The sequence below is a fragment of the Sphaerisporangium krabiense genome, assembly GCF_014200435.1.
GTDB classification, from domain to species: Bacteria; Actinomycetota; Actinomycetes; order Streptosporangiales; family Streptosporangiaceae; genus Sphaerisporangium; species Sphaerisporangium krabiense.
Genome location: NZ_JACHBR010000001.1, coordinates 4,891,603 through 4,912,539, shown reverse-complemented (window position 1 = coordinate 4,912,539; position 20,937 = coordinate 4,891,603). Strand labels below are relative to the sequence as shown.

The 20,937-nt window shown below is 73.7% G+C and carries 21 protein-coding genes; 7 read left to right on the top strand and 14 right to left on the bottom strand.

The window, feature by feature from the left end:
* Positions 1–129: 129 nt before the first annotated feature.
* A complete protein-coding gene (locus BJ981_RS21680) occupies positions 130–1,470 on the top strand; it encodes an FAD-dependent oxidoreductase (RefSeq protein ID WP_184613164.1) in 1,341 nt (446 codons plus the stop codon).
* Between the two features lie 21 nt (positions 1,471–1,491).
* Here the strand turns inward: BJ981_RS21680 and BJ981_RS21675 are convergent, their stop codons facing one another.
* The 4 genes from BJ981_RS21675 to BJ981_RS21660 form a co-directional block, all read right to left on the bottom strand.
* A complete protein-coding gene (locus BJ981_RS21675; protein ID WP_184613162.1) occupies positions 1,492–2,679 on the bottom strand; it encodes a DUF6986 family protein in 1,188 nt (395 codons plus the stop codon).
* A 1-nt stretch (position 2,680) separates the two neighbouring features.
* Complete coding sequence (locus tag BJ981_RS21670) at positions 2,681–3,361, bottom strand: copper homeostasis protein CutC (protein WP_184613160.1); 681 nt, start codon at positions 3,359–3,361, stop codon at positions 2,681–2,683.
* 161 nt (positions 3,362–3,522) lie between these two features.
* A complete protein-coding gene (locus BJ981_RS39285; protein WP_184613159.1) occupies positions 3,523–4,143 on the bottom strand; it encodes a GNAT family N-acetyltransferase in 621 nt (206 codons plus the stop codon).
* 247 nt (positions 4,144–4,390) lie between these two features.
* Positions 4,391–5,140, bottom strand: coding sequence for a GntR family transcriptional regulator (locus BJ981_RS21660; protein WP_184613157.1), 750 nt, complete (start codon positions 5,138–5,140; stop codon positions 4,391–4,393).
* A gap of 149 nt (positions 5,141–5,289) precedes the next feature.
* Between BJ981_RS21660 and BJ981_RS21655 the strand changes: the two genes are divergently transcribed.
* Together BJ981_RS21655 and BJ981_RS21650 are read left to right on the top strand one after the other, a co-directional pair.
* Complete coding sequence (locus tag BJ981_RS21655) at positions 5,290–5,628, top strand: hypothetical protein (protein WP_184613155.1); 339 nt, start codon at positions 5,290–5,292, stop codon at positions 5,626–5,628.
* 698 nt (positions 5,629–6,326) lie between these two features.
* Positions 6,327–6,950 (top strand): flavin reductase family protein, encoded by a 624-nt coding sequence (locus BJ981_RS21650; protein ID WP_184613153.1) that lies wholly within the window; start codon positions 6,327–6,329, stop codon positions 6,948–6,950.
* Here BJ981_RS21650 and BJ981_RS21645 read toward each other — a convergent pair.
* Positions 6,947–7,792: an ATP-grasp domain-containing protein gene (locus BJ981_RS21645; protein WP_239139033.1), complete on the bottom strand. Its 846-nt coding sequence runs from the start codon at positions 7,790–7,792 to the stop codon at positions 6,947–6,949. The genes BJ981_RS21650 and BJ981_RS21645 overlap by 4 nt on opposite strands.
* Positions 7,793–7,980: 188 nt before the next feature.
* On the opposite strand from BJ981_RS21645, the gene BJ981_RS21640 reads away from it, so the two are divergent.
* Positions 7,981–8,388 (top strand): hypothetical protein, encoded by a 408-nt coding sequence (locus BJ981_RS21640; protein ID WP_221314743.1) that lies wholly within the window; start codon positions 7,981–7,983, stop codon positions 8,386–8,388.
* 9 nt (positions 8,389–8,397) lie between these two features.
* Here the strand turns inward: BJ981_RS21640 and BJ981_RS21635 are convergent, their stop codons facing one another.
* The 9 genes from BJ981_RS21635 to BJ981_RS21595 all read right to left on the bottom strand — a co-directional run bounded on the left by BJ981_RS21635 (position 8,398) and on the right by BJ981_RS21595 (position 18,281).
* A complete protein-coding gene (locus BJ981_RS21635; protein WP_204070036.1) occupies positions 8,398–9,255 on the bottom strand; it encodes a hypothetical protein in 858 nt (285 codons plus the stop codon).
* Positions 9,256–9,332: 77 nt separating this feature from the next.
* Positions 9,333–10,286 (bottom strand): hypothetical protein, encoded by a 954-nt coding sequence (locus BJ981_RS21630; RefSeq protein WP_184613148.1) that lies wholly within the window; start codon positions 10,284–10,286, stop codon positions 9,333–9,335.
* On the bottom strand, positions 10,283–10,618 hold the full coding sequence (locus tag BJ981_RS21625) for a PadR family transcriptional regulator (RefSeq protein ID WP_184613146.1): 336 nt from the start codon (positions 10,616–10,618) through the stop codon (positions 10,283–10,285). The genes BJ981_RS21630 and BJ981_RS21625 overlap by 4 nt, the downstream gene beginning before the upstream one ends.
* 33 nt (positions 10,619–10,651) lie before the next feature.
* A complete protein-coding gene (locus BJ981_RS21620; RefSeq protein ID WP_184613144.1) occupies positions 10,652–11,857 on the bottom strand; it encodes an alginate O-acetyltransferase AlgX-related protein in 1,206 nt (401 codons plus the stop codon).
* A gap of 2 nt (positions 11,858–11,859) precedes the next feature.
* Positions 11,860–13,302 (bottom strand): MBOAT family O-acyltransferase, encoded by a 1,443-nt coding sequence (locus BJ981_RS21615; protein WP_184613142.1) that lies wholly within the window; start codon positions 13,300–13,302, stop codon positions 11,860–11,862.
* Positions 13,303–13,422: 120 nt separating this feature from the next.
* On the bottom strand, positions 13,423–14,337 hold the full coding sequence (locus BJ981_RS21610) for an SDR family oxidoreductase (RefSeq protein WP_184613140.1): 915 nt from the start codon (positions 14,335–14,337) through the stop codon (positions 13,423–13,425).
* Positions 14,338–14,543: 206 nt separating this feature from the next.
* Complete coding sequence (locus BJ981_RS21605) at positions 14,544–14,969, bottom strand: nuclear transport factor 2 family protein (protein WP_184613138.1); 426 nt, start codon at positions 14,967–14,969, stop codon at positions 14,544–14,546.
* Between the two features lie 269 nt (positions 14,970–15,238).
* Positions 15,239–16,915, bottom strand: coding sequence for a glycoside hydrolase family 3 protein (locus BJ981_RS21600; RefSeq protein WP_184613136.1), 1,677 nt, complete (start codon positions 16,913–16,915; stop codon positions 15,239–15,241).
* Between the two features lie 250 nt (positions 16,916–17,165).
* Entirely contained in the window at positions 17,166–18,281 is a 1,116-nt protein-coding gene (locus tag BJ981_RS21595; RefSeq protein ID WP_184613134.1) for an acetyl-CoA C-acyltransferase, read from the bottom strand.
* A 149-nt stretch (positions 18,282–18,430) separates the two neighbouring features.
* On the opposite strand from BJ981_RS21595, the gene BJ981_RS21590 reads away from it, so the two are divergent.
* From BJ981_RS21590 to BJ981_RS21580, 3 genes are all read left to right on the top strand, one after another.
* Positions 18,431–19,153: a TetR/AcrR family transcriptional regulator gene (locus tag BJ981_RS21590; protein ID WP_239139034.1), complete on the top strand. Its 723-nt coding sequence runs from the start codon at positions 18,431–18,433 to the stop codon at positions 19,151–19,153.
* Positions 19,150–19,833, top strand: coding sequence for a DNA alkylation repair protein (locus tag BJ981_RS21585; protein WP_184613130.1), 684 nt, complete (start codon positions 19,150–19,152; stop codon positions 19,831–19,833). Before BJ981_RS21590 ends, BJ981_RS21585 begins: the two co-directional genes overlap by 4 nt.
* A 237-nt stretch (positions 19,834–20,070) precedes the next feature.
* Positions 20,071–20,883: an SAM-dependent methyltransferase gene (locus BJ981_RS21580; protein WP_184613127.1), complete on the top strand. Its 813-nt coding sequence runs from the start codon at positions 20,071–20,073 to the stop codon at positions 20,881–20,883.
* Positions 20,884–20,937: the final 54 nt, after the last annotated feature.

Here is a 20,937-nt window from a genome sequence, read left to right as displayed (position 1 = left end):
CGGCCCGCGCGAGGTGACCGAACCGCGTGTCTCGATGACCTGCGCCGCGAGTCTGGCCGGGGCCACCGTGTTCCGCGACAATCTGCTCCAAGACGACGCGGGGCGTCGAGCCCCGCATAGGGAGGCCGCATGTCGCTCCGCGTGGCGATCGTGGGATCCGGTCCCGCCGGCATCTACACGGCCGAGGCGTTGACGAAGCAAGCGGTCGAGCCCGTCGAGATCGACGTGCTGGACCGCCTCCCGACCCCGTACGGCCTCGTCCGGTACGGCGTCGCGCCCGACCACACCTCGATCAAGTCGATCGCCGGCTACCTGCGCAGGGTGCTGGAGCTGCCGTCGGTCCGCTTCCTCGGCGGGGTCGAGCTCGGGTCGGACGTCTCGGTGGCGGACCTGACCGCCGCCTACGACGCCGTGGTGTACTGCACCGGCGCCATGGTGGACCGCCACCTCGGCATCCCCGGCGAGGACCTGCCCGGCAGCGTGGCCGCCACCGACTTCGTCAACTGGTACTGCGGCCACCCCGACGTGCCGCCGGACACCTTCGCGCTGGACGGCCTCGACGATCCCGACGTCGCGGTGATCGGCGTCGGCAACGTCGCCGTGGACGTCGTCCGCGTCCTCGCCAAGTCCGCCGACGAGCTGCGCGCCACCGACGTCCCGCAGGAGGTGCTGGCCCGGCTGGCCAAGAGCCAGGTCACGGGCATCCACATGATCGGCAGGCGCGGGCCCGAGCACGCCAAGTTCACGCTGAAGGAGCTGCGCGAGCTCGGCGAGCTGGCCAACTGCGACGTGCTGGTCCGCCCGGACGAGGCGGGCGGCGGTGAGACCGGCGGCCTGCCGCGGCAGATCCGCGGCAACGTGGAGGTCCTGCGCTCCTGGTCGGCGCGGGCCGCCGCGGGCCGTCCCCGCCGCCTGGAGGTCCGGTTCTGGCTGCGCCCGGTGGAGATACTCGGGACCTCGCGCGTGGAGGCCCTGCGGCTGGAGCGCACCCGGCTCGTGGACGGCCGGGTGGTCGGCACCGGCGAGTACGAGACGATCCGGGTGGGCATGGTGCTGCGCTCGGTGGGATACCAGAGCGTCGCGCTGCCCGGCGTGCCGTTCGACACCGCGACCATGACCGTGCCGAACGTCGCGGGGCGGGTGGCCGAGGGGCAGTACGTCGCCGGGTGGCTCAAGCGCGGCCCGACCGGCGTCATCGGCACCAACAAGTCCGACGCCGCCGAGACCGTGCGCACGCTGCTGGCCGACCTGGCCGCGCGCCCCGACCGGCCCGCCCCCGGCCCCCGGCTGGACGAGGTGCTGGCGGCGCGCGGGGTGTCGCCGATCACCTACGCCGACTGGCTGGCCATCGAGCGCGCCGAGGCCGCGCTCGCGGCGTCGCTCGGGCGCGGGGAGCACGTCAAGCTGGTCGGGCGCCCGGCCATGCTGGCGGCCTGCGGGCGCACGCCCCCGGCCGTGCCGATCACCTGAGGCGGGCCCGTCACCCGCGGCTCACGCCTCGCCCAGCGCCACGTCCGCCCGGCGCAGCGCGGCCGACAGCGTCTTGATCGTCGCGGGCTCGTCCATGACGCCCGCCTCGCCCCCGTCCCGCCGCTCCTCCCAGGCGCGCACCCGGGCGGCGAAGGCGTCGCGGTGCTCCAGATGGAAGGCGTACACGGTGGCGTACCTGCTCACCAGGTGCGAGGGGTGCATGTCCCAGCCCTGGTGGAAGCCGTGGCGCAGCGAGTGGCGCACCAGCGCGGCGTGCGTCCGCCACAGCGCGTGGACGTCCGGCGCGGCGTCGGAGGCCGGCGAGGCGGCCAGCGAGCCGTCCGACAGCTCCACGCCGGTCCCCGCGAGCGCCACGCGCATCACCTCGCGGGCGTGGTCGCACACCGGGTGGTCCAGGCGCTGCTCGTGCGGCGGCAGGCCGCAGGCGGCGGTGTAGTCGAACACCCCGAAGTGCGCCGCCGCCAGCCGCCCGCCGAGGGACGGCACGAGGCCGGGTGAGCGTGCCAGGAACATGACGGTCTGCGGCGCCTCGACCTGCATCTCGAACCGCAGCGTCCCCGCGGGCAGGCCGAGACCCGCCTCCAGCTCGCCCAGGCACGCGGCGAACTGGCCCAGGTACTCCTCCATGAGCACCTTGGGGAAGGTCACGGTGAAGCCGTCCGGCAGGCCGCCCGCGCGGGCGAGCACGGCGGTCAGGAAGGCGTCCAGCGTGCGGAGCGAGCGCGCGGGGTCGCCGTCGGCGAAGGACTTGACCCGCAGGCCCCAGCGGCGGGGCAGCGTGCCGTCGGCGCGCATCGCGGCGACCGCCTCGGCCGCCGCCACGGCGTCGGCGTCCTCGCGCGCGCCGGGCGGGACGCCGTACCCGTCCTCGAAGTCGATCCTCAGGTCCTCGACGGGCTCGGCGGCCAGCTTGGCCGCGACGCGGCCCCGCACGTCCGCCGCGAGGTCCCCGCCCATGGGGCCGAAGACGGCCGCCAGGGCGCGGGCGTCGGGGAGGTGGGTCTCCAGCAGGGCGAGGGCACGCTCGCCCCAGGAGCGCACGGTGTGCCGGTCGACGCGGCCCGCGGGCACGTACACCGTGTGCACGGGCCGCCAGTCGTCCGAGAGGCCGGGGAAGCGCTCCCGCTGCCCGGCGAAGGCCGCGGCGAACCCCGCCGGGACCCGAGGCTCGCCGAGCGTGAGGCGCACCTCAGATCGTGTCCACGAGGTGGCGCCACCGGCGCACCAGCGCGGCGTCCACGGGGTGGGACCAGGACTCCCGCACGGCGCTGCCGACGTGGAAGGCCCGCACGCCGTAGTCCAGCAGCGGGGGCACCAGGTGGGGCTGCAGGCCGCCGCCCGCGAGGATCAGCGGGGCGTCCCCGGCCTCGGCGCGCGCCCGCAGGACGGGCAGCCCGGCGGCGATGCCCGACGGCGCGCCCGAGGTCAGCACGGTCGCGAGGTTCGGCAGCAGGCGGACGGCGCGCCAGCTCGCCTGCACGTCGGCGGCGTTGTCCACGGCCCGGTGGAACGTCCAGGGCAGCGGCGTCACCGCCTGGATGAGGGCCTCGGTGGCCGCGAGGTCGACGGCGCCCTCCGCGTCGAGGAAGCCGAAGACGAACCCTGCCGCCCCGGCCTCGGCCAGGGCGCGCACCTCGGCCTCCAGACCTTCCAGCTCCTCTGGGCCGACGGTGAAGCCCGCGTTGCACCGGAGCATCACCATCTGGGGCAGCGCGGACTCCTTGGCGATCGCCGCGACGGTCTCCGCCGCGGGGGTCAGCCCGCCGACGGACATGTCGGCAACGATCTCCAAGCGGTCCGCGCCGCCCTCCTCTGCGGCCACGGCGTCGCGCACGTCCAGCGCGATCACCTCAAGCAGCGATCCGGTCATGGGTCCTGAGAGTATCGGACCCTCATGTCCGGAGTTGGACCGCTACCGCCCACAGGCCGTCACCTGTCCGGGATTGGACGGCTAAAGAGGATCTTTCCCAGGTGGGGGATCACATTTTGATATGCCCGGATCTCGCACGGTCGCACCGAACGGGATCGGGTTCAGCGGGCGAGCACGTGCGCCGGCAGGCGGCGGCGGGCACGCGGCACGGCGTGCGCCGTCGGGTCGCCGGCCCGCTGGAACAGCGCGCCGGAGGCCCGGTGCGGCAGGTCCACCGTGCGGACGTGACGGAAGCCCAGCCCGCGGTAGTAGCCCTGCAGCGCCGGATTGTCCTTGGAGCAGTCCAGCCGCAGCCACCGCCGCCCGGTGGCGGCCACGCGCAGCGCCGCCCAGTCGAGCAGCGTCTCCCCGAGCCCCCGGCCGGAGAACGCCCGGTTGACGGCGAGCTTGTGCACGTACAGGCCGGTCTCCGGATGGTCGGAGCGGCGCCAGAACTCGGGGTCGGCGTGCCCGTCCAGGGCCACGGTGGCCGCCGGCATCCCGCCCTCGCCGGCGTCCTCGGCGCCGTCCAGCACGTACAGGGTCCGCTCGGCGATCAGGGGCTCGATCCGGGCGGCGGGGAAGCCGCCGGCCGGCCACTGGCGGATGCCGCGGCCGTTGAGCCAGCCCGCCGCCTCCGCGAGGAGCGCGAGGACGCCGGGGAGATCGTCGAGGGTGGCCGTGCGGAGGGTGAGGGAGCTGAGGTCGGCCCGCTGGAGGGTGTTGGAGGACTCGGAGTACACGGTTCATCCTTTCGTCGCCGTGGGTGACGCCTCGGCCACGTAGCGTGTCCGATGGGGGGCGTGCGGCTTTCTCAGTGAAGGCCGGTGCGAACGGCGTTCGCCGCAGAGCCGGCGAGCCGGGCGGGTCTCCTGGGCCCTGTGGGCCCGGTGTGCCCGGCCGGCGCGTCAGCCGGAATGCGGCCCCTGCCCGCCCCCACGGCGGGCCCGCGCGGCCGCGTCACCGCGTGGAGCGGCGGCGCGCGCGAGATCAGCTCAGTTCGAGCTCGTACCTGACCAGATGCTTGTCGGCGGGCAGCACCGACACGGCGACCCGGACCGGGGTGTCGTCACGGTCATATCCAACTCGGACATATACGACAACAGGGGTACCAGGTTCGAGCTGCAGGCGCGATGATTCCTCGGGAGTCGGCATACGTGCGGAAATGTCGTCCACGACGCGGACCTGCCGGTGGCCCAGCTCCTCCAGGACGCGGTTGGCGCCGCGGGTGATGTCCGCGGGGCGCGCGATCTCGGAGTCCCGGACGAGCGCGTGCGGGAAGTAGGAGTCGTTGGTGTTGTAGGGCTGGTCGTCGACGTAACGCAGGCGGCGGCGCACCACGGCGAGGGCGTGCTCCTCGAGCTCCAGGCGGGCGGCGATCTCCTCGGGCGGCCGCACGATGGAGACCTCGATCTCCTGGCCCGGCTTGCGTCCTTCCTTGGTCACGGCCTCGGCGAAGGCCTCCCTGCGCAGCACTCCCGGTGAGGCGCTCAGCTCGTCCTGCGGGCGCATGAGCAGCGCGCGGCGATCGCGCACGAAGCTGCCCCGTCGGCGCATCCGCGTGATGAGACCCTCGTTCTCAAGCTCCGCCAGCGCCAGGCGAACCGTGTTGCGGCTGACCTCATGGCTGTCCATGAGGTCCAACTCGGTGGGCAGCTGGGCTCCCGGCCCGAGCTCACCGGAATAGATGGCCCTGCGCAGCTCGCCGGCCACCTGCTGATACAGCGTCGACCGTGCCAAATCTCACCTACGGTTCCGTCCTTTTGTACCTACGAATCTAGACGATCTCGATCTGACAGCAAACAACCCCTTGACCCAAGCGTCTCCACCCCGCATTATCCAAACGTTGGTACAAATCCATCAAAGGGCCGGCGAGGGGGTGAGGGCCTGTGCTGGCGGTCCGAGCGGGCAAGCCGTACCTGCCGTGGCACGATCCGCGCGAGGCGACGCGTCTACTGCGTTACGCGTTGCACCGCGAAGGGTTCACGCACACGTACCAGAGCAGCGGAAACGGCATGTCGGTGCTGTCGGTGACGAGCGAGCTCACCGTCTGGTGCAGGAAGGGCTCGTTCGTCTGGAACGAGGACGGCCTCACCGTCACGCATCCGGCGGCCGACCCGGTCGGCGCGGCCCGGCTCGTCACGCGCCATCTGCGAAGGCCCGCCGACGAGCGCCCCGATGAGACGCGGGCGCGCGGCGAGTCGCCTCCCACAGACTCCGTGCGATGAACGGCGTCCAGGACCCCAACCCTCGCCGGGGTCCTGGACGTCGCGCCGGGGCGGAACGTGTCCTGGCGGGTCCCCCACGCCCGCCAGGACACGTCTTCCGTATGCGTCCCTGCGCACCCATGCGACCGTTCCCGGCCGTCACGGCTCCACGGCACGGCGCGTCCGCCGTCAGGCTCCACGGTCATCCGGCGCGGCGACGCCCGTCAACCCCGGCGATGGGGAATCGGTCCTCCAGGTAACGAAATTTCCGTCATTTCCGAATGACGGCCCCGGGCGTGTCGCGCGACCGCGCCCCACCGGCATCGGCGCCCCCGATATCCCCGAATCGGACACCCATGGGCCGGCGCTCCGGCGCCTCCCGCACCGCCGCGGAGTCCCCGGCCGGAGTTCTCGGAAAATGCGGTATATCCAACACCGCTCCCCCTCTTGACGGCGCGCGTCCGGCCCCGCTCGCGACGTCCCCGCGGATCGCCCTCCCCGTAAAGGCGCTGATCACGTGGCCGCACGGCCAGACATCCCTAGCAACCGCTTGGCCGAGGACGGCCGGTTCGCGCCCGGAACCGGACACCTCACCGCTCTCCACTTCGTCATCCCGCGCTTGACCTGAACCAGCGTTGAGGTTGCATGCTGGTCAAGTTCCGGCGGTCCACGGCGCGGAGGCGGGCGGGGCCGCGCCACCGAGGGAGGCGAGGACGACGATGAGCACCCCAGCGGCGCGGCTGGCCACGCCGCACGGTGCGGTCACGGCCCACGGACACCCCGTGCGCGAGGACACGCCCGCTCCTCCCGTCCCCCTGCCGTCCATCGCGAGCGACCGGCACGGCCCGGAGGCGGCGCAGGCCGTCGTCGACCCCCGTCACTTCAGGAACGTGCTCGGCCGGTTCGCCACCGGCGTCGTCGCGATCACGGCCATGGACCCGGCCACCGGCGAGCCCGCCGGCATCGCGGTCAACTCCTTCACCTCGGTGTCCCTCGACCCCCCGCTGGTCGCGTTCTGCGTGGCCCACACCAGCTCCACCTGGCCGCGGCTCAGGCAGGCGGGCCGGGTGTGCGTCAACGTCCTGGCCGACCACCACGAGGACGTGAGCAGGCAGCTCGCCGCCAAGGGCACGGACAAGTTCGCCGGCCTGGCCTGGACGTCCTCGCCCGGCGGGCATCCCCTCATCGACGAGGCGCTGGCCTGGATCGACTGCTCGATCGAGGCCGAGCACCCGGCCGGGGACCACCTCATCGTCGTCGCCCGCGTCCACGACCTCGGCACGCACGCCGACCGCGGCCCCCTGCTGTTCTTCCGCGGCTCCTACGGCCGGTTCGACGGCTAGGCGTCGTCGTCCCTCAGGATCTCGCGCAGGGCGTCGGTGAAGCGGCCTACGGCCCCCGGGGCGCCGGAGAGGTAGAGGTACGGCTCGGTCAGCTCCAGCTCGATGAGGGCGGGAGTCCCGTCCGGCAGGCGGACCAGGTCCACGCGGGCGTACAGCAGCGGTTCGGCGATCTCGCCGAGGACCTTCTCGGCGAGGGCGACCTGGTCGGGAGCGGGCGCGCGGAGCTCCGCGCCGACGTGGTTGGCGCGGGGCCGCCCGTCGTCGCGGGCCAGCATGGCGGGACGGCGCACGGCGTGGCTGAACCGGCCGCCGAAGTACAGCAGGGAGAGCTCGCCCTCCTCCTCCACCATGCGCAGGTAGGGCTGCACCATGGCCGTCCCGCCCTTGGCGGCGATGCGCCCGGCGTGCCGCGCGGCCTCCGACGCCACGCTCGTGCGGACGGTGTCGCGCGCCCCCGCCGACACCGCCGGCTTCACGACGTACTCCTCGAAGGACGGCAGCCGGGGCTCGTATCCGGGGCCGACCCAGCTCGTGGGCACGGTGGGGACGCCGACGGCCGCCAGGTCCCGCAGGTAGGTCTTGTCGGTGTTGCGCTCGATCACCGAGGCCGGGTTCAGCAGCCTCGTGACGGCCGACGCCCGGCGCGCCCAGGCGAGGAACTCGCCGCGCCGCTCCACGTAGTCCCACGTCGATCGCACCACGGCGGCGTCGAAGGCGTCCCAGGCCGCGCCGGGGTCGTCCCAGCGCACCGCGGTCCCGTCGACGCCGGACTCCCGCCAGTGGGCGAGCATGACGTCCCTGTCGTCGTCGGGACCGTCGTAGGTGACGTAGGCGATCTTCACGACACTCCATCCCATGAGCTGACATGTCAGTACCGTGAGCATCGTACGGTCATGTCGCCGCGTGTTCCCCGGCGCGTCCGGCGTCCGTCCGGTACCGGTCCGAGGCCCCGGGCAGGACCGTGCTTTACCCCCCGGGTTCTTCGGGCGGGCGCGCGGCGGGTACGAACGTCATGACAGGGGGAATGGTCATGACGAAGATCGCGAAGGTCGTCGCCCTTGCGACAACAGCCCTGTTCACCATGGTCACGATCCCGGCCGCGACGGCCCTCGCCGCCGTCACCGCCGCGATCCCGGTCGCCGGAGGACCTCCCGGCCCGGAGGAGAAGAAGTCCGTCAGCGCGGAGCAGTACCGGGTCCTGACGTCCCAGTGCCGGTACGCCGACACGGCCGAGGCCCGCCGCGTCTGCCGGAAAGAGGTCACCGCGAGGTACGTGATCGGCGCGGCGGCCCCCGACCTCGACTGCCGCACCTACTCCGGCGTGACGGTCTGCGGCCCCCTCACCCTGGGCCCGAAGGAGCAGCAGTGCGTCGAGCGCTCGGTGACGCAGGGCCTGGCGTTCCGCCGCGCGGAGGTGGAGTGCTACGCGTTCGCCTGAGCGCGCCCGTCACCACTCCTCCAGGCCGAACTCGGCCTGTACCCGGCGCTCGATCCGCGCGCGGCGCGGCTCGTAGGCCGCGTAGAAGTCCCTGCCGCATTCCAGGTCGGCCAGCGCGGCGGCGATCTCACGGGCGAGGTAGGGCCGCGCGTCCTGCGGGGTCAGCGGCGGCGCGTAGTAGGCCGCCTCCGGGACGCGCTCGTCGGGCTCCACCATCCGGCGTCCGAGCCGCACCTCCTCCGCGTGGAAGGCGTCCGGCCCCCGGGCGGCCAGCGCCGAGGGCGTCGGGGAGGGCACGGCGTAGCCCTCGCGCCACAGGCACGCGGCCATCCGCGCGCCGAGCCGGGCGAGCCGCGGGTCGGTGTCCAGCTCGGTGGCGACGAGGTCCCTGATCCGCGCGTCCGCCTGCGTCATGTGGTCGTAGGACGAGGTCACCTCCTTGCCCGTGACCGCCTTGACCGCCTCCGCGTAACAGGCGTCGTCGGCGTCCTGGTAGGCGTGGCGCTGGGTCGGCGAGAGCGCCATTCGGATCCTCACGTTCGGCTCCAGCGGCCCCCCGACCGGGACCATGGGGTTCCCGAACTCGCGGGGATAGGCGTAGAGCGCGAAGATCCCGAATCCGTACTTCTCCCGGAACCGGCGCATCGCCGGGTACTCCCCCATGTCGCGGGCCCGCGCCTCCGGGGTGTCCCGGCGGACGGGGTTGACGTGCCTGCCCGGCGAGGGCACGTACCGGAACCCGTGCCGCCTCATGCAGTCCGCGCGCAGCTCCTCCCGCCACGTGAGCGCGTCCCGCCCGCCTCCGTACCGGGCGGCGCCCGCGTCGCGGACGCCGGGGGCGCCGCACACCGCCAGGACGACCAGCATCGCCGGCACGAGGCGCCCTGCCCGGCGCAGGGCCGCGCGCGCGGTCGTCCATCGGGCCGCCCGGCCCGGGAGGCGCGTCACAGCAGCACGCGCCGCCGGGCGCGCAGCGGCGCCGCGCCCGCGGCGACGACCAGCAGCACGAGCACGCCCAGGTGGGACAGCTCCTGACGGCCGTAGAGGACGTACCCGTACCCGCCCGCCAGGGTGTTCTCCACGCAGGCGACGATGACCGGCGTCACGGCGAGCGCGCCGGCGACGGCCCAGCGCGGATCGGCCGCGACGCGGCCCGCCCACACCGCCAGGCACAGGAGCGCGACCTCCAAGGCGACCCGGCCCATCTCGCGCGCCGATCCCGGCTGCACGGAGAGCCACGAGGAGGGGTCCGCGCCCGCCACCAGCGGCGCCACGAGCCACCATCGCCACGTCCTCGTCCGGACCGGGACGCGCCGCGCGGCCAGCGCCAGGAGCCCGAGGAAGGCGAGCGCGTAGGCGGCGACGGGCGCGACCGGCCCTCCGGTGGAGTACAGCGCGGGCAGACGCCACGGCGCGTCGGGGAAGACCGGCAGCAGCGTCTCGTCCAGCCAGGGACGGCCGAGCGCCACGGCGGCCACCTTGCCGCCGACCAGCGCCACCAGAAGGAGCGCCGCGCCGATCCGGCCCCGGGTCACGGCCAGCAGCGCCGCCGCCGCCAGCGCCGTCCACACCGGGACCGATCCCGCGTACGGCAGCAGGACGCCCAGGTTCACCGCCGCCAGCGCCGTGACCCCGAGGTGCGCGCCGTCCCCCAGGGCGGGAACGCGCCCCGCGTCGAGGGCGCGCGCCCGGAGGCCCCCCGCGACCAGGGCCCGCGCCTCGCGCCACGAGGGCACGCGACGGCCGGCCTCGGCGACGAGCAGCGTCGCGATCATCTCCTCGCCGTGGCCGGCCCGGTGCCCCGGCGGATAGGCGCGCAGCAGCCGGCGGTACCGGCGCTCCAGAGGGGTCACGGCGTTGCCCGCCCCGCCCGGGCGGGCGTCGTCGGCGGGCGTCACGCCGGCGCCGTCCCGGGGGCCCGGCCGGTGACGATCGCGGCGGCCTTCTGCATGCGGCGGGCCTCGGCGGTGACCACGCCGTCGCCGTGCTCGGTGAGGCGGTAGTAGCGCCGGGGGCGGCCGTCCACGACCTCCTCGTGGTCCAGGACGATCAGGCCGTGCGTGGCCAGCCGGTCGAGGGCGCCGTAGAGGGTGCCGACGGGAAGCCTGATGCGGCCCTCGGACAGGTCCAGGACGCGCTTGATGATGCCGTGGCCGTGCAGGGGACCGTCGAGGAGGGCGGCGAGGATGAAGTACGTCGGCTCGCTCACCGATGAGGATCCGGTGGCCATGGCCGAGACCATACTTCGAGGTCAGAAGTATGGTCAACCAGGATCGCCCGCGCGCCGCGGTGCCGCCTCCAGGGCCTTCTCCACCGCGGCGAGCGTCTCGTCGGTCAGCGTCTCCCCGTGGCCGCCCGCCCAGTAGCGCTCGACCATCTCGAACACCACCACCTCGGCGTCCCTCACGTACCCGGCGACCCGCTCGGGACCGGCTCTGGCCGGGGCGTCGCTGCGCAGCACGGTGAGGTCCGCGAAGTACGGGGTGATCCACGGCGTGGACTCCCGGGTGAAGGAGTCGCCGATGAGCAGGGTCCGCGGCCGGAACAGCGCGGCGCGGGCGGAGGCGTTGGTCACGCGGAAGGCGAGCGGCGCGTCCCGGTCGTCCTGCGCGACGCGGCGCACCCCGTCCCGGTCCAGCCGCCAGCGGGCGGCGTCCTCCTGGCGGGGGGCGCCGAGCAGCCTGCCGAGGTCGCCCTCGCGCGGCGAACGGCCGAGGAAGGTGAGCCGCGTGTCCTCGCTCAGGCCGGGCCGCAGGACGCGCGCCAGTTCCTCGCCGTACAGGGCGGCGGAGCGCTCGCTCCAGTGGCTGTCGGTGCGGAAGTAGGCCGGCTCGCCCGTGTCGCGCTGCAGCCGCAGCAGCGGGGCGCGCAGGTCGAGGTACCCGGGCGGGCGGGCGGCGTCCAGCGCGGCCCAGAACTCCTTCTTGCGCCCGCGCAGGCAGCCCTCGCCGAGGAACCGGTCCGGCAGCTTGTCCGGCGAGACGGTGGTCTTGTCCGGCGCGACGGTGAACACGAACCTCCGGCCGGACCTTCGCACGATCTCGCCCAGCCTGCGGACGCGGTCCAGGATCCCGGCCGTCGTCCCGGCGGGCCGGCACGCCTCGGCCACGTCGTCGCCGAAGTACAGCCAGCCGTCGCGTCCCTCGATGACCCGGGGGTAGGCGCGCGGCCCGGCGGTCGCGTACGAGGGCTGCTCGCCGAAGAGCCCTTCCGACAGCAGGGCGTGGGCCCGCACGGCCTCTCCGCGCAAGGGCAGGTGGTCCACGGCCCATGCCTCGAAGCCTGCCGCGAACCGCCGCGACAGCGCCGGGAAGGCGGCCAGCTGGCGGTTCTCGATCTCGCCGGCCCTGTCCCCTGCGGCGAACGCCACCGCGGGGCCGAAGAAGAAGACGAACGCGGCGAGGGCGGCGACGCGGCGGCGCCGTCGGGAAGCCTTTTCTGGGGTCCTCGTGAGAGTGGCGGTATCCATGGTCAGAACTGGTAGTAGAGGAACGGGCTGAAGGTGCCCGCGGCGACGAGCACGCCCGCGTACGGGGCCGCGACCCAGGTCACCGCCACGCGCGCCGCCGTGACGGCCCACCGCGCCGCGCCGTCGCGTCCCCGCTCCAGCAGCCGTCCGAGGCTCTGGGAGGCGGGCAGCAGCACCACGGTGAGCGCGAGGACGAGGACGGCCGTCCGCCGGTGGTCGAGGGAGAACAGCACGAACTCGTCGAGCCCGCCGCCGCGCGCCCCGGCCATGGCCCCGAGCATGCCGGCCGCCTGTGACAGGTCGGCGGACCTGAACAGGACCCATCCGGCGACGACCAGCAGGAAGGTCGCGGCGCGGCGCAGGACCAGGGCCGGGACGCCGCCGGGCGGCCTGTCCCAGCCGAGCGCCCGCTCGGCGACGAGCAGGCCGCCGTGGTACAGGCCCCAGCACAGGAACGTCCAGCCGGCGCCGTGCCAGAAGCCGCACAGCACGAAGATGACCAGCAGGTTGCGGTACGTGACCGCCGTGCCGCGGCGGTTGCCGCCGAGCGGGATGTAGACGTAGTCGCGGAACCAGCGCGACAGCGAGATGTGCCAGCGCCTCCAGAAGTCGGTGACGGAGCAGGCCGAGTACGGCCGGGCGAAGTTCTCCGGCAGGCGGAACCCGAACATCATGCCCAGGCCGACCGCCATGTCGGAGTACCCGGAGAAGTCGAAGTAGATCTGCACGGTGTAGGCCAGGGCCCCCACCCAGGCGGTCGCGGCGCCGATCTCCCCGCTGGGGACGGCGAACGCGGCGTCGGCGATCGGGGCGACGGTGTCCGCCACGATCACCTTCTTGGCCAGGCCGAGCGCGAAGCGGGGGAAGCCCGCGGCGAAGTCGGCGTACCGGTCGCGCGCGGTGTCGGCGAGCTGGGCGGAGATCTCGTGGTAGCGGACGACCGGGCCCGCGACGAGCTGCGGGAACATCGTGATGTAGGTGACGAAGCCGACGAGGCCCCGCTGCGCGGGCCTGCTGCGCCGGTGGACGTCCACCACGTAGGAGATGTGGTGGAAGGTGAAGAAGGAGATGCCGATCGGCAGGGCGAGGTCCACGACCGGGCCGTGCCCGAGGCCGAGCGCGGTCGACAACGCGTCGATCTGGCGGGCGGCGAACCCCGCGTACTTCCACACGGCGAGGATGCCGAGGTCCCAGGCGACCGCCCCCACGAGCACGGCCGTCCGGCCCCGCGCCGAGACCCGCGGAGAGTCGATCGCGATGCCCGCCGCGAAGTTCACCAGGATCGCCGACGCCAGCAGCGCCACGTACGGCCCGGCGCCCCAGGCGTAGAAGACCAGGCTGGCCACGGCCACGACATGGTTGCGCAGACGCCGGGGCGTGGCCCAGTACGTCACGAGGGTGACGGGCATGAAGAACCAGAGGAACAGCGGGGAGGCGAACGACATCGGCGGACGCTCAGCCCTCGCGGCCGGTCGCGGCCGGTTCCGCGCGCCGTGAAGGGTCGTCGGGCATGCCGGCGACCATACATCGCCTCGCGAAGTATGGTCAAGGTCGCCGGACGGGCCTCAGATCTGTGCCACGCCGTACACCGGGTCGGGGACCGGGGCCTCGGCGAGCAGCTTGCCGACCGCCTCGCCGATCTCGTGCAGCTCCCAGCGGGAGCCCTTGTCGACGCCCGGGCCGTGGGTCCAGCCCGTGGCGATGGAGATCATGCCGCCCTCGACCTCGAAGACGCGCCCGGTGACGCCGGAGGACTCGGCCGAGCCCAGCCAGACCACCAGGGGCGCCACGTTGGCCGGGTCCATGACGTCGAAGCCGGACTCCGGCGGGGCCACCATGGAGGCGAACGCCTCCTCGGTGAGGCGGGTTCGCGCCGAGGGCGTGACGGCGTTGACCGTGACGCCGTAGCGGGCGAGCTCGGCGGCGGCCGTGTGCGTCAGCGCGACGATCCCGGCCTTGGCGGCGGCGTAGTTGGCCTGGCCGACGCTGCCGAGCAGCCCGGCGCCGGAGGTGGTCGTGACGACCCGGGCGTCCCGCGCCTCCCCCGCCTTGGCACGCTCCCGCCAGTACGCGGCGGCGTGCCGCAGCGGCAGGAAGTGCCCCTTCAGGTGGACGCGGATCACGTCGTCCCAGTCGTGCTCGGTCATCGAGACGATCATGCGGTCCCGCAGGTAGCCGGCGTTGCCGACCAGCACGTCCAGCCCGCCGAAGGCGCTGACCGCCGTCTTCACGAGCCGCGCCGAGCCCTCCCAGTCCGCCACGTCGTCGCAGTTGGCGACCGCGTCCCCGCCGTGGTCGCGGATCTCCTCGACCACCGCGAGCGCCGGGGCGCTGGAGCGTCCTCCGCCTCTGGTGTCGGTCCCGAGGTCGTTCACGACGACCTTGGCGCCCTGGCGGGCGAACTCCAGGGCGTGCTCCCTGCCGATGCCGCGCCCGGCACCGGTCACCACGACGACGCGTCCCGCACAGATACCGCTCATTCACCGATTCCTTTTCCGGAGCAACCATCGAAGTTTTCCCTGGAAATGGCGATATATGTGGGCAAACCTCAAGCAACCCGAGGACACGGCACGGCGGCGAGGCGCTCCACGACGGAGCGCCTCGCGGACGACGACCCGACAGTCACAAGACCGAGCAAGTGCCGCCGCCTCGGCGCCCAGGCGTGCCCCGACCGGGAACGGCGCGGTCAGCCGCGGTTGGCGGGTGGCCAGCCGTGACCCCAGCCGCCCTGCACCATGGTCTGGAACGCCCACCCATCCTCGGTGCGCACCAGCAGGTCGGCGTAGTGCATGTGGTGCTCCTGGCCCTCCATCGTCATCGTCGCCTCGGTCTCCACGACCACCAGGTTCGGGCTGAGAAAGCGCGGGACGCGCGTCGAGCGCAGGCCGAGCCCGGCGGTGCCGCCCCCCATGGACTCCTTCATCGCCTCGACGTACTCGGCCCGCGTCCACTGGCGGACGCTCGCGTGGCCGCCCGGCACGTCGGTGGCCACGTTCATCGGGAAGACCGCCAGGTCGGCCAGTTGCTCGATGGCGCCCTGCTCGGCCAGCGCATCGTAGTCGGCGAACCATTCCTCAATGCTCTTCAGTTCCTCGGCGCTCGGCTGGTACATGCCGTCCTCCCGCTATATCGTATGGCGTACCGTACACCATACGGCACTGGCGCTCATGCAGGACGACGCCCCTGTCGATGCGGTGATCACAGAGCGCTGACTGCCCCCGGACCGCGGAGGCGGATCAGGGCGTCAGGCTGGGTGCGTTTCCCGCGACGCGGCCGTACCCACGAGATGCCACCGGCCCGCCTCCCGAGGAACGGGAGACGGGCCGGTGGCCACGCTAAGGCGCGCTCAGTGGGCGGTGCGCCGGACGGGCTCGTCCGGGGTCAGGACGGGACGGGCAGGAGGCCGGTGAGCACCTCGGCGGCGGCCTGGCCGCAGACGCGGGCCGCGCCGTGCGTGGCGATGTGGACGGCGCCGAGGTCGGTGCGCCCCGGCAGGCCCATCTCGACCACGATCGCGTCCGGCCGCGCGGCCAGGAGCCGGGTCAGCGCGTCGATCTGCCAGGCGTGGCGGTGGGCGTCGCGGACCACCAGCACCAGCGGCCGGTCCTCGGCCGAGCGCAGGACGGCCTCGTCCAGGCTCCCGGCCTCCTCCTCGCCGGCGCGGGTCACCGTCGTGCCGGGCAGCAGCTTGCCCAGCGGCTCGCCGACGCCCCACGGCATGTGCTTGTCGATCGCCATGCTCATGAGGGGCGTCAGCTCCACCACGTGCGGCGCGGCGGGAAGCGGCAGCGCGGACCCGGGGTCGCCGGCGACGCGGATGGCCCGCCGCGCGGCGTCCAGCCCCGGCGGCACGTGCCCGGGCCCGTCGTCGTACCCGTCCGAGGACGACCCGTCGAGCAGCGCCGTGGCGCTGGCGTGCCCGTCCAGACCCACGTGCCCGTCCAGGTCCGGAGCGGGGGCCCCGTGCCCGTCCAGCGCCATCGCGGCGGCCGCGTGGCCGTCCAGGTGCGCGCCGAGCGTCAGGGTCTCCCGGGCGGCGGACGGCCGCGGGCCGGGGAAGGAGCCGGTCCAGGTGGTGAGGGCCTCGACGCGGCGCGCGGCCTCGGCGAGCCTCTCCTCGGGCAGCGCGCCCTCGGCGACGGCGTCGGCGATCGCCTCGCGGATCGTCACGACGACCTCGTCGTCCGCGTGCTCGCCACCGATACAGATCAGGTCGGCTCCCGCGGCGACCGCGCGCACGCTGCCGCCGCCGATGCCGTACCGCTCGACGATCGCCGCCATCTCCACGGCGTCGGTGATGGTCACGCCCTGGAACCCCATCTCGTCCCTGAGCAGTCCGGTGAGGATGCGCGGGCTGAGCGTGGCGGGGAGGCCGGGGTCGTAGGCGTCGACGAGCAGGTGGCCCGTCATGATCATCTGGACGCCTTCGGCGATGGCGGCGCGGAACGGGAGCAGCTCCACCTTGTGAAGCTGCTCGAGCGACGCCCCGACCGACGGCAGGCCGTGGTGGGAGTCGACGGCGGTGTCCCCGTGTCCGGGGAAGTGCTTGGCGCAGGCGGCGACGCCCGCCGCCTGGAGCCCCCGTACCCAGGCGGCGGTGTGCCGCGCCACGAGTTCGGGATCGGCGCCGAAGGAGCGCAGGCCGATGACGGGGTTGCGCGGGTTGGAGTTCACGTCGGCCGCGGGGGCGAAGTTGACGTTGACGCCGGAGGCGGCGAGGTCCAGGCCGACGCCGTAGGCGACCTTCTCGGTGAGGGCGACGTCGTCGACCACGCCGAGGGCGTAGTTGCCCGGGCGCGAACTGCCGGTGCTGGCCTCCAGCCGGGTGACGTCCCCGGCCTCCTCGTCGATGCCGATGACGGCCTCGGGGCGCTCCGCGCGCAGGGCCGCGGTCAGCTCGGCGAGTTCGGACGGCGTCCCGATGTTCCTGGAGAACAGCACCACGCCCGACAGCCCTTCGCCGAGTCGGCGCCGCAGCCAGTCCGGGGGTGTTCGTCCTTCGAACCCGGGGAGGAGGACCGAATCGGCCAGACGCAGTAGCTCAGGGCTGCGCTTCATGCACTCTCCTCGCCTGGTGGCATCGGCGGCTCGCGCCGGAGGCTCGCAGGACCGTTACGGGGCGAGGCGTCCGCGGAAAGTCATCGCCTCCCGGGGCGCCGTCTCGGACATTTCGACAATCTAATAGGAAACTTTCCTGTTTTCCATACCCACGACCATGGGATTTCTGTGAGTGAGAACGCTCCCAAAATTGGGGCGGGCCTCGGAGAACCTCCCGAGGAGTGCCCCCGCGGCGCACGGCGCACAGGGCTCAGAGACGTTCGATGATCGTGATCTCCGCCTGGAATCCGTCCTCGGCCACCTGGAGTCCGTAGCGCCCGCCGGCGCGTTCCAGCTCGTGGAGCAGCGAGGTCAGCGCCCGCGCCCCCGAGGCGCCCAGGGCGTCGCCGAGCGCGAGCGCGCCGCCGTTGGGGTTGATCCGCTCCGGGTCCACGCCGGTCTCGCGCGCCCAGGCGAGCGGCAGGCAGGCGTACGCCTCGTCCGCCTCCACGACGTCCAGCCGGTCCGCCGCCATACCCGTTCGGTCTAGCGCGCGGGCGGTCGCGGCGGCGAAGGCGGGCGGGGCGGCGGGGTCGCAGGCCCGGGCGGAGGCGTGGTGGACGCGGGCGCGCGGGCTCAGCCGGTGCGCCCGCACCGCGTCCGCCGAGGCGATCAGCACGGCCGCGGCGCCGTCGCAGGGCTCGGCGGTCAGCGCGGCGGTCAGCCTGCCGCCCTCGGCGCACGGCTCCAGCGCGGCCAGCTCGGCGAGGCCGAGGTCAGGCCGGGGGCCCTCGTCGGTGAGCAGGCCGGCGGCCGGGACGACCTCCCGCTCGAAGCGCCACTCGGCGAGGGCCCGGGCCGCGCGCCGGTGCGACCGCACCGCGAACTCCTCCATCTCACGCCGCGAGACGTCCCACTTCCCGGCGATCGTCTCGGCGGTCCGCAGCTGCGGGAACGCCCGCCCGCCGTACCGCGCCCGCCACCCGCGCGAGCCCGCGACGGGATCGGCCTCCGAGGGCGGGACCATGCTCGTGCTGCGCACCCCGCCCGCCACGACCAGCCCCGCGCTCCCGCTCCACACGGCGCGCGCGGCGGCGTGCACGGCCTGCTGGGACGACCCGCCCCGGCGGTCCAGCGTCACGCCGGGCACCTCGGGCGGCATCCCGGCCGCCAGCCAGCACGTCCGCGCGAGGTTGCCGCCCTGCGGCCCCGCGGCGTCGTCGCACCCGAGGACGATCTCGTCCACGGCGGACGGGTCCGCCCCGGTACGATCGATCAGCGCACGGACGACCAGCGCGCCGAGGTCCGCGGGATGCGCCTTGGCCAGGCCCCCGTCCCTGCGGCCCGCGGGGGTGCGCACGGCGCCGATGATGTAGGCCTCGGTCATTGGGGGAACCGCCCTTCCGGTCGTCCGCGCCCGCCGCGCGCGCGGTTCGCGACAAGCGCTTGTTCGACGCGGGGAACGCCGCATGAGCAGGTGACTCGCCCTCCGCGTTAGGCGAGCAAGCGATTGCACGGACCCCCATAATGGAGGACGTGAACACCCGAAAGAACTCCGGCGGCGCCTCCACGGTCGCGACGACACCCGCGGGCGCGGCCGGCGGCGCGACGACCGGGCGCCAGGGCACCGCCCGCCGCGCGGCCTCTTCGGGCTCCGCCTCCGAGCGCCGCGACCATCTGGTGAAGCTCGCCGCCGAGCTCTTCGCCCGCAAGGGCTTCCAGGCCACCACCGTGCGCCAGATCGCCGACGAGGCGGGCATCCTCTCGGGAAGCCTGTACCACCACTTCGACTCCAAGGAGACGATCGTCGACGAGGTCCTGTCGACGTTCCTCCACGACCTTATCGCGCGCTACCGCTCGGCCCTGGACGGCGGCGGCGACGCCCGCGCGGTGCTGTCGGAGATGGTGCGCATCGGCTTCGGCACCCTGGAGCCGCACCGCGCCGCGATCACGGTGATGCAGAACGACTGGAACTACCTGCGCTCCCTCCCCGGCGACCGCTTCGACTACCTGATCAGGGCCGAGGACGAGGTCGAGCGCATGTGGGTGGGCCAGATCAAGCGCGGCCAGGCCGAGGGCGCGCTCCGGCCGGACGTCGATCCCAAGCTGACCTACCGCATGATCCGCGACGCGATCTGGGTGGCCGTCCGCTGGTTCCGCCCCGGCGGGCGCCTCAACACCGCGGCCCTCGCCGAGCACTACATCACGGTGCTGTTCGACGGCCTGGCCACGGGCGAACGGACCAGCCACCCCGCATGACGCCGCTGCACAAGGCCGTGCGGCTGGCCCTGACGGAGGCCGCCGACCCGGCCAAGGCCCCCGCCATGCAGGCGTACATGAAGTCGGCAATGCCCTTCCTCGGCGCGCAGGCCGCGCCGAGGCGGGCCGCGGTGAAGCGCGTCTTCGCCGAGCACCGCATCGACACCGCCCCCGAGTGGCGCAGGGCCGTGCTCGCGCTGTGGCGCGACGCCGAGTACCGCGAGGAGCGCTACGCCGCGATCGAGCTGTGCGCCTACCGCTACTACAAGCCCTTCCAGACGCTCTACACGGTGCCCATGTACGAGGAGATGATCGTCACGGGCGCCTGGTGGGACTACGTGGACGAGCTGGCCGTCCACAGGGTCGGCGGGCTGCTGCGCGCCTACCCCGACACGATGCGCCCGCTGATGCTGGAGTGGGCGGGCGGCCCCGACCTGTGGAAGCGCCGCACGGCGATCCTCTGCCAGAACGCCTTCAAGGACCGCACCGACCTCGGCCTCTTATACGCCTGCATCGAGCCGAGCCTCTCGGACACCGATTTCTTCGCCCGCAAGGCCATCGGCTGGGCCCTGCGCGAGTACGCCAAGACCGACCCGCGCGAGGTGCTCCGGTACGTCAGGCTCAAGGGACTGAACGGCCTGAGCCGCCGCGAGGCGCTCAAGAACCTCCCCGAACGCTGAACCCGCCGTGCCCGCCGTCCGCCGCGCGCGCGGCGGAACGGACGGCGGGACGACCCCGGCCCGGACACCGTCCGGACAGCGCCCGGGCACAGCGCGTGGCCGGCGCCTGTGACCGTCAAGTGACATCGAGACGAAGACTGGTCACATGATCACCGTGATCTGGATTGTCGTCTATATTCGGCGATATGACGCTGGTCACCCGGCGTGACGTCTCTGACTGCGAGGGCGAGGGCGCGGATGAGCGGAACCGACAAGGCACCTCCCGGGATCGACCCCAAGACTCCCAGCGTCGCCCGCATGTACGACTACTACCTGGGCGGCAAGGACAACTTCGCCTCCGACCGCGAGGCCGCCGAGAACATCATCAAGCTGTTCCCCAACGCGCGGCAGTTCGCCCGCGACAACCGGGCCTTCCTCAAGCGGGCCGTGCGCCTGCTCACCGCGGCCGGGATCACCCAGTTCATCGACATCGGCACCGGCCTGCCCACGCAGGAGAACGTCCACCAGGTCGCCGAGCGTGCCGCGCCCGGGGCGCGCGTCGTCTACGTCGACAACGACCCCATCGTGCTGGTGCACGCCCGCGCGCTGCTCGCGGACAGCCCGCGCACCTGCGTCGTCGAGGGCGACCTGCGCCACCCCAAGGCCATCCTGGACGACCCGCGGGTCCGCGGGCACCTCGACCTGGACCGGCCCTTCGCGGTGATCCTCTGCGCGATCGTCCACTTCGTCGACGATGACGACGAGGCCGCGAGCATCGTGTCGTACCTGCGCGGCTCGCTGCCCCCCGGCGGCGGGCTCGTGCTGTCGCACGGCTACAAGGGGGTGGTGAACGCCGACGCCGTCGCCCGGGCGCGTGAGATCTACACCCGCACCCGCGGGACGCTCAGGCTCCGCGACCGCGAGACGATCGACGCGTACTTCACCGGGCTCGACATGGTGGCTCCCGGCCTCACCCACCTGCGCGAGTGGGCGGACGAGGAGGAGGAGCTCGACCCCGCCGCCCCGGGCGCCCTCGGCGGCGTCGGGCTCGTCCCCCGGCAGGACGGCTGAGCCCCGCGCCCGGCCCGCGGCGGTGACATGCGCCCTCCATTGGATAGCGAGGCT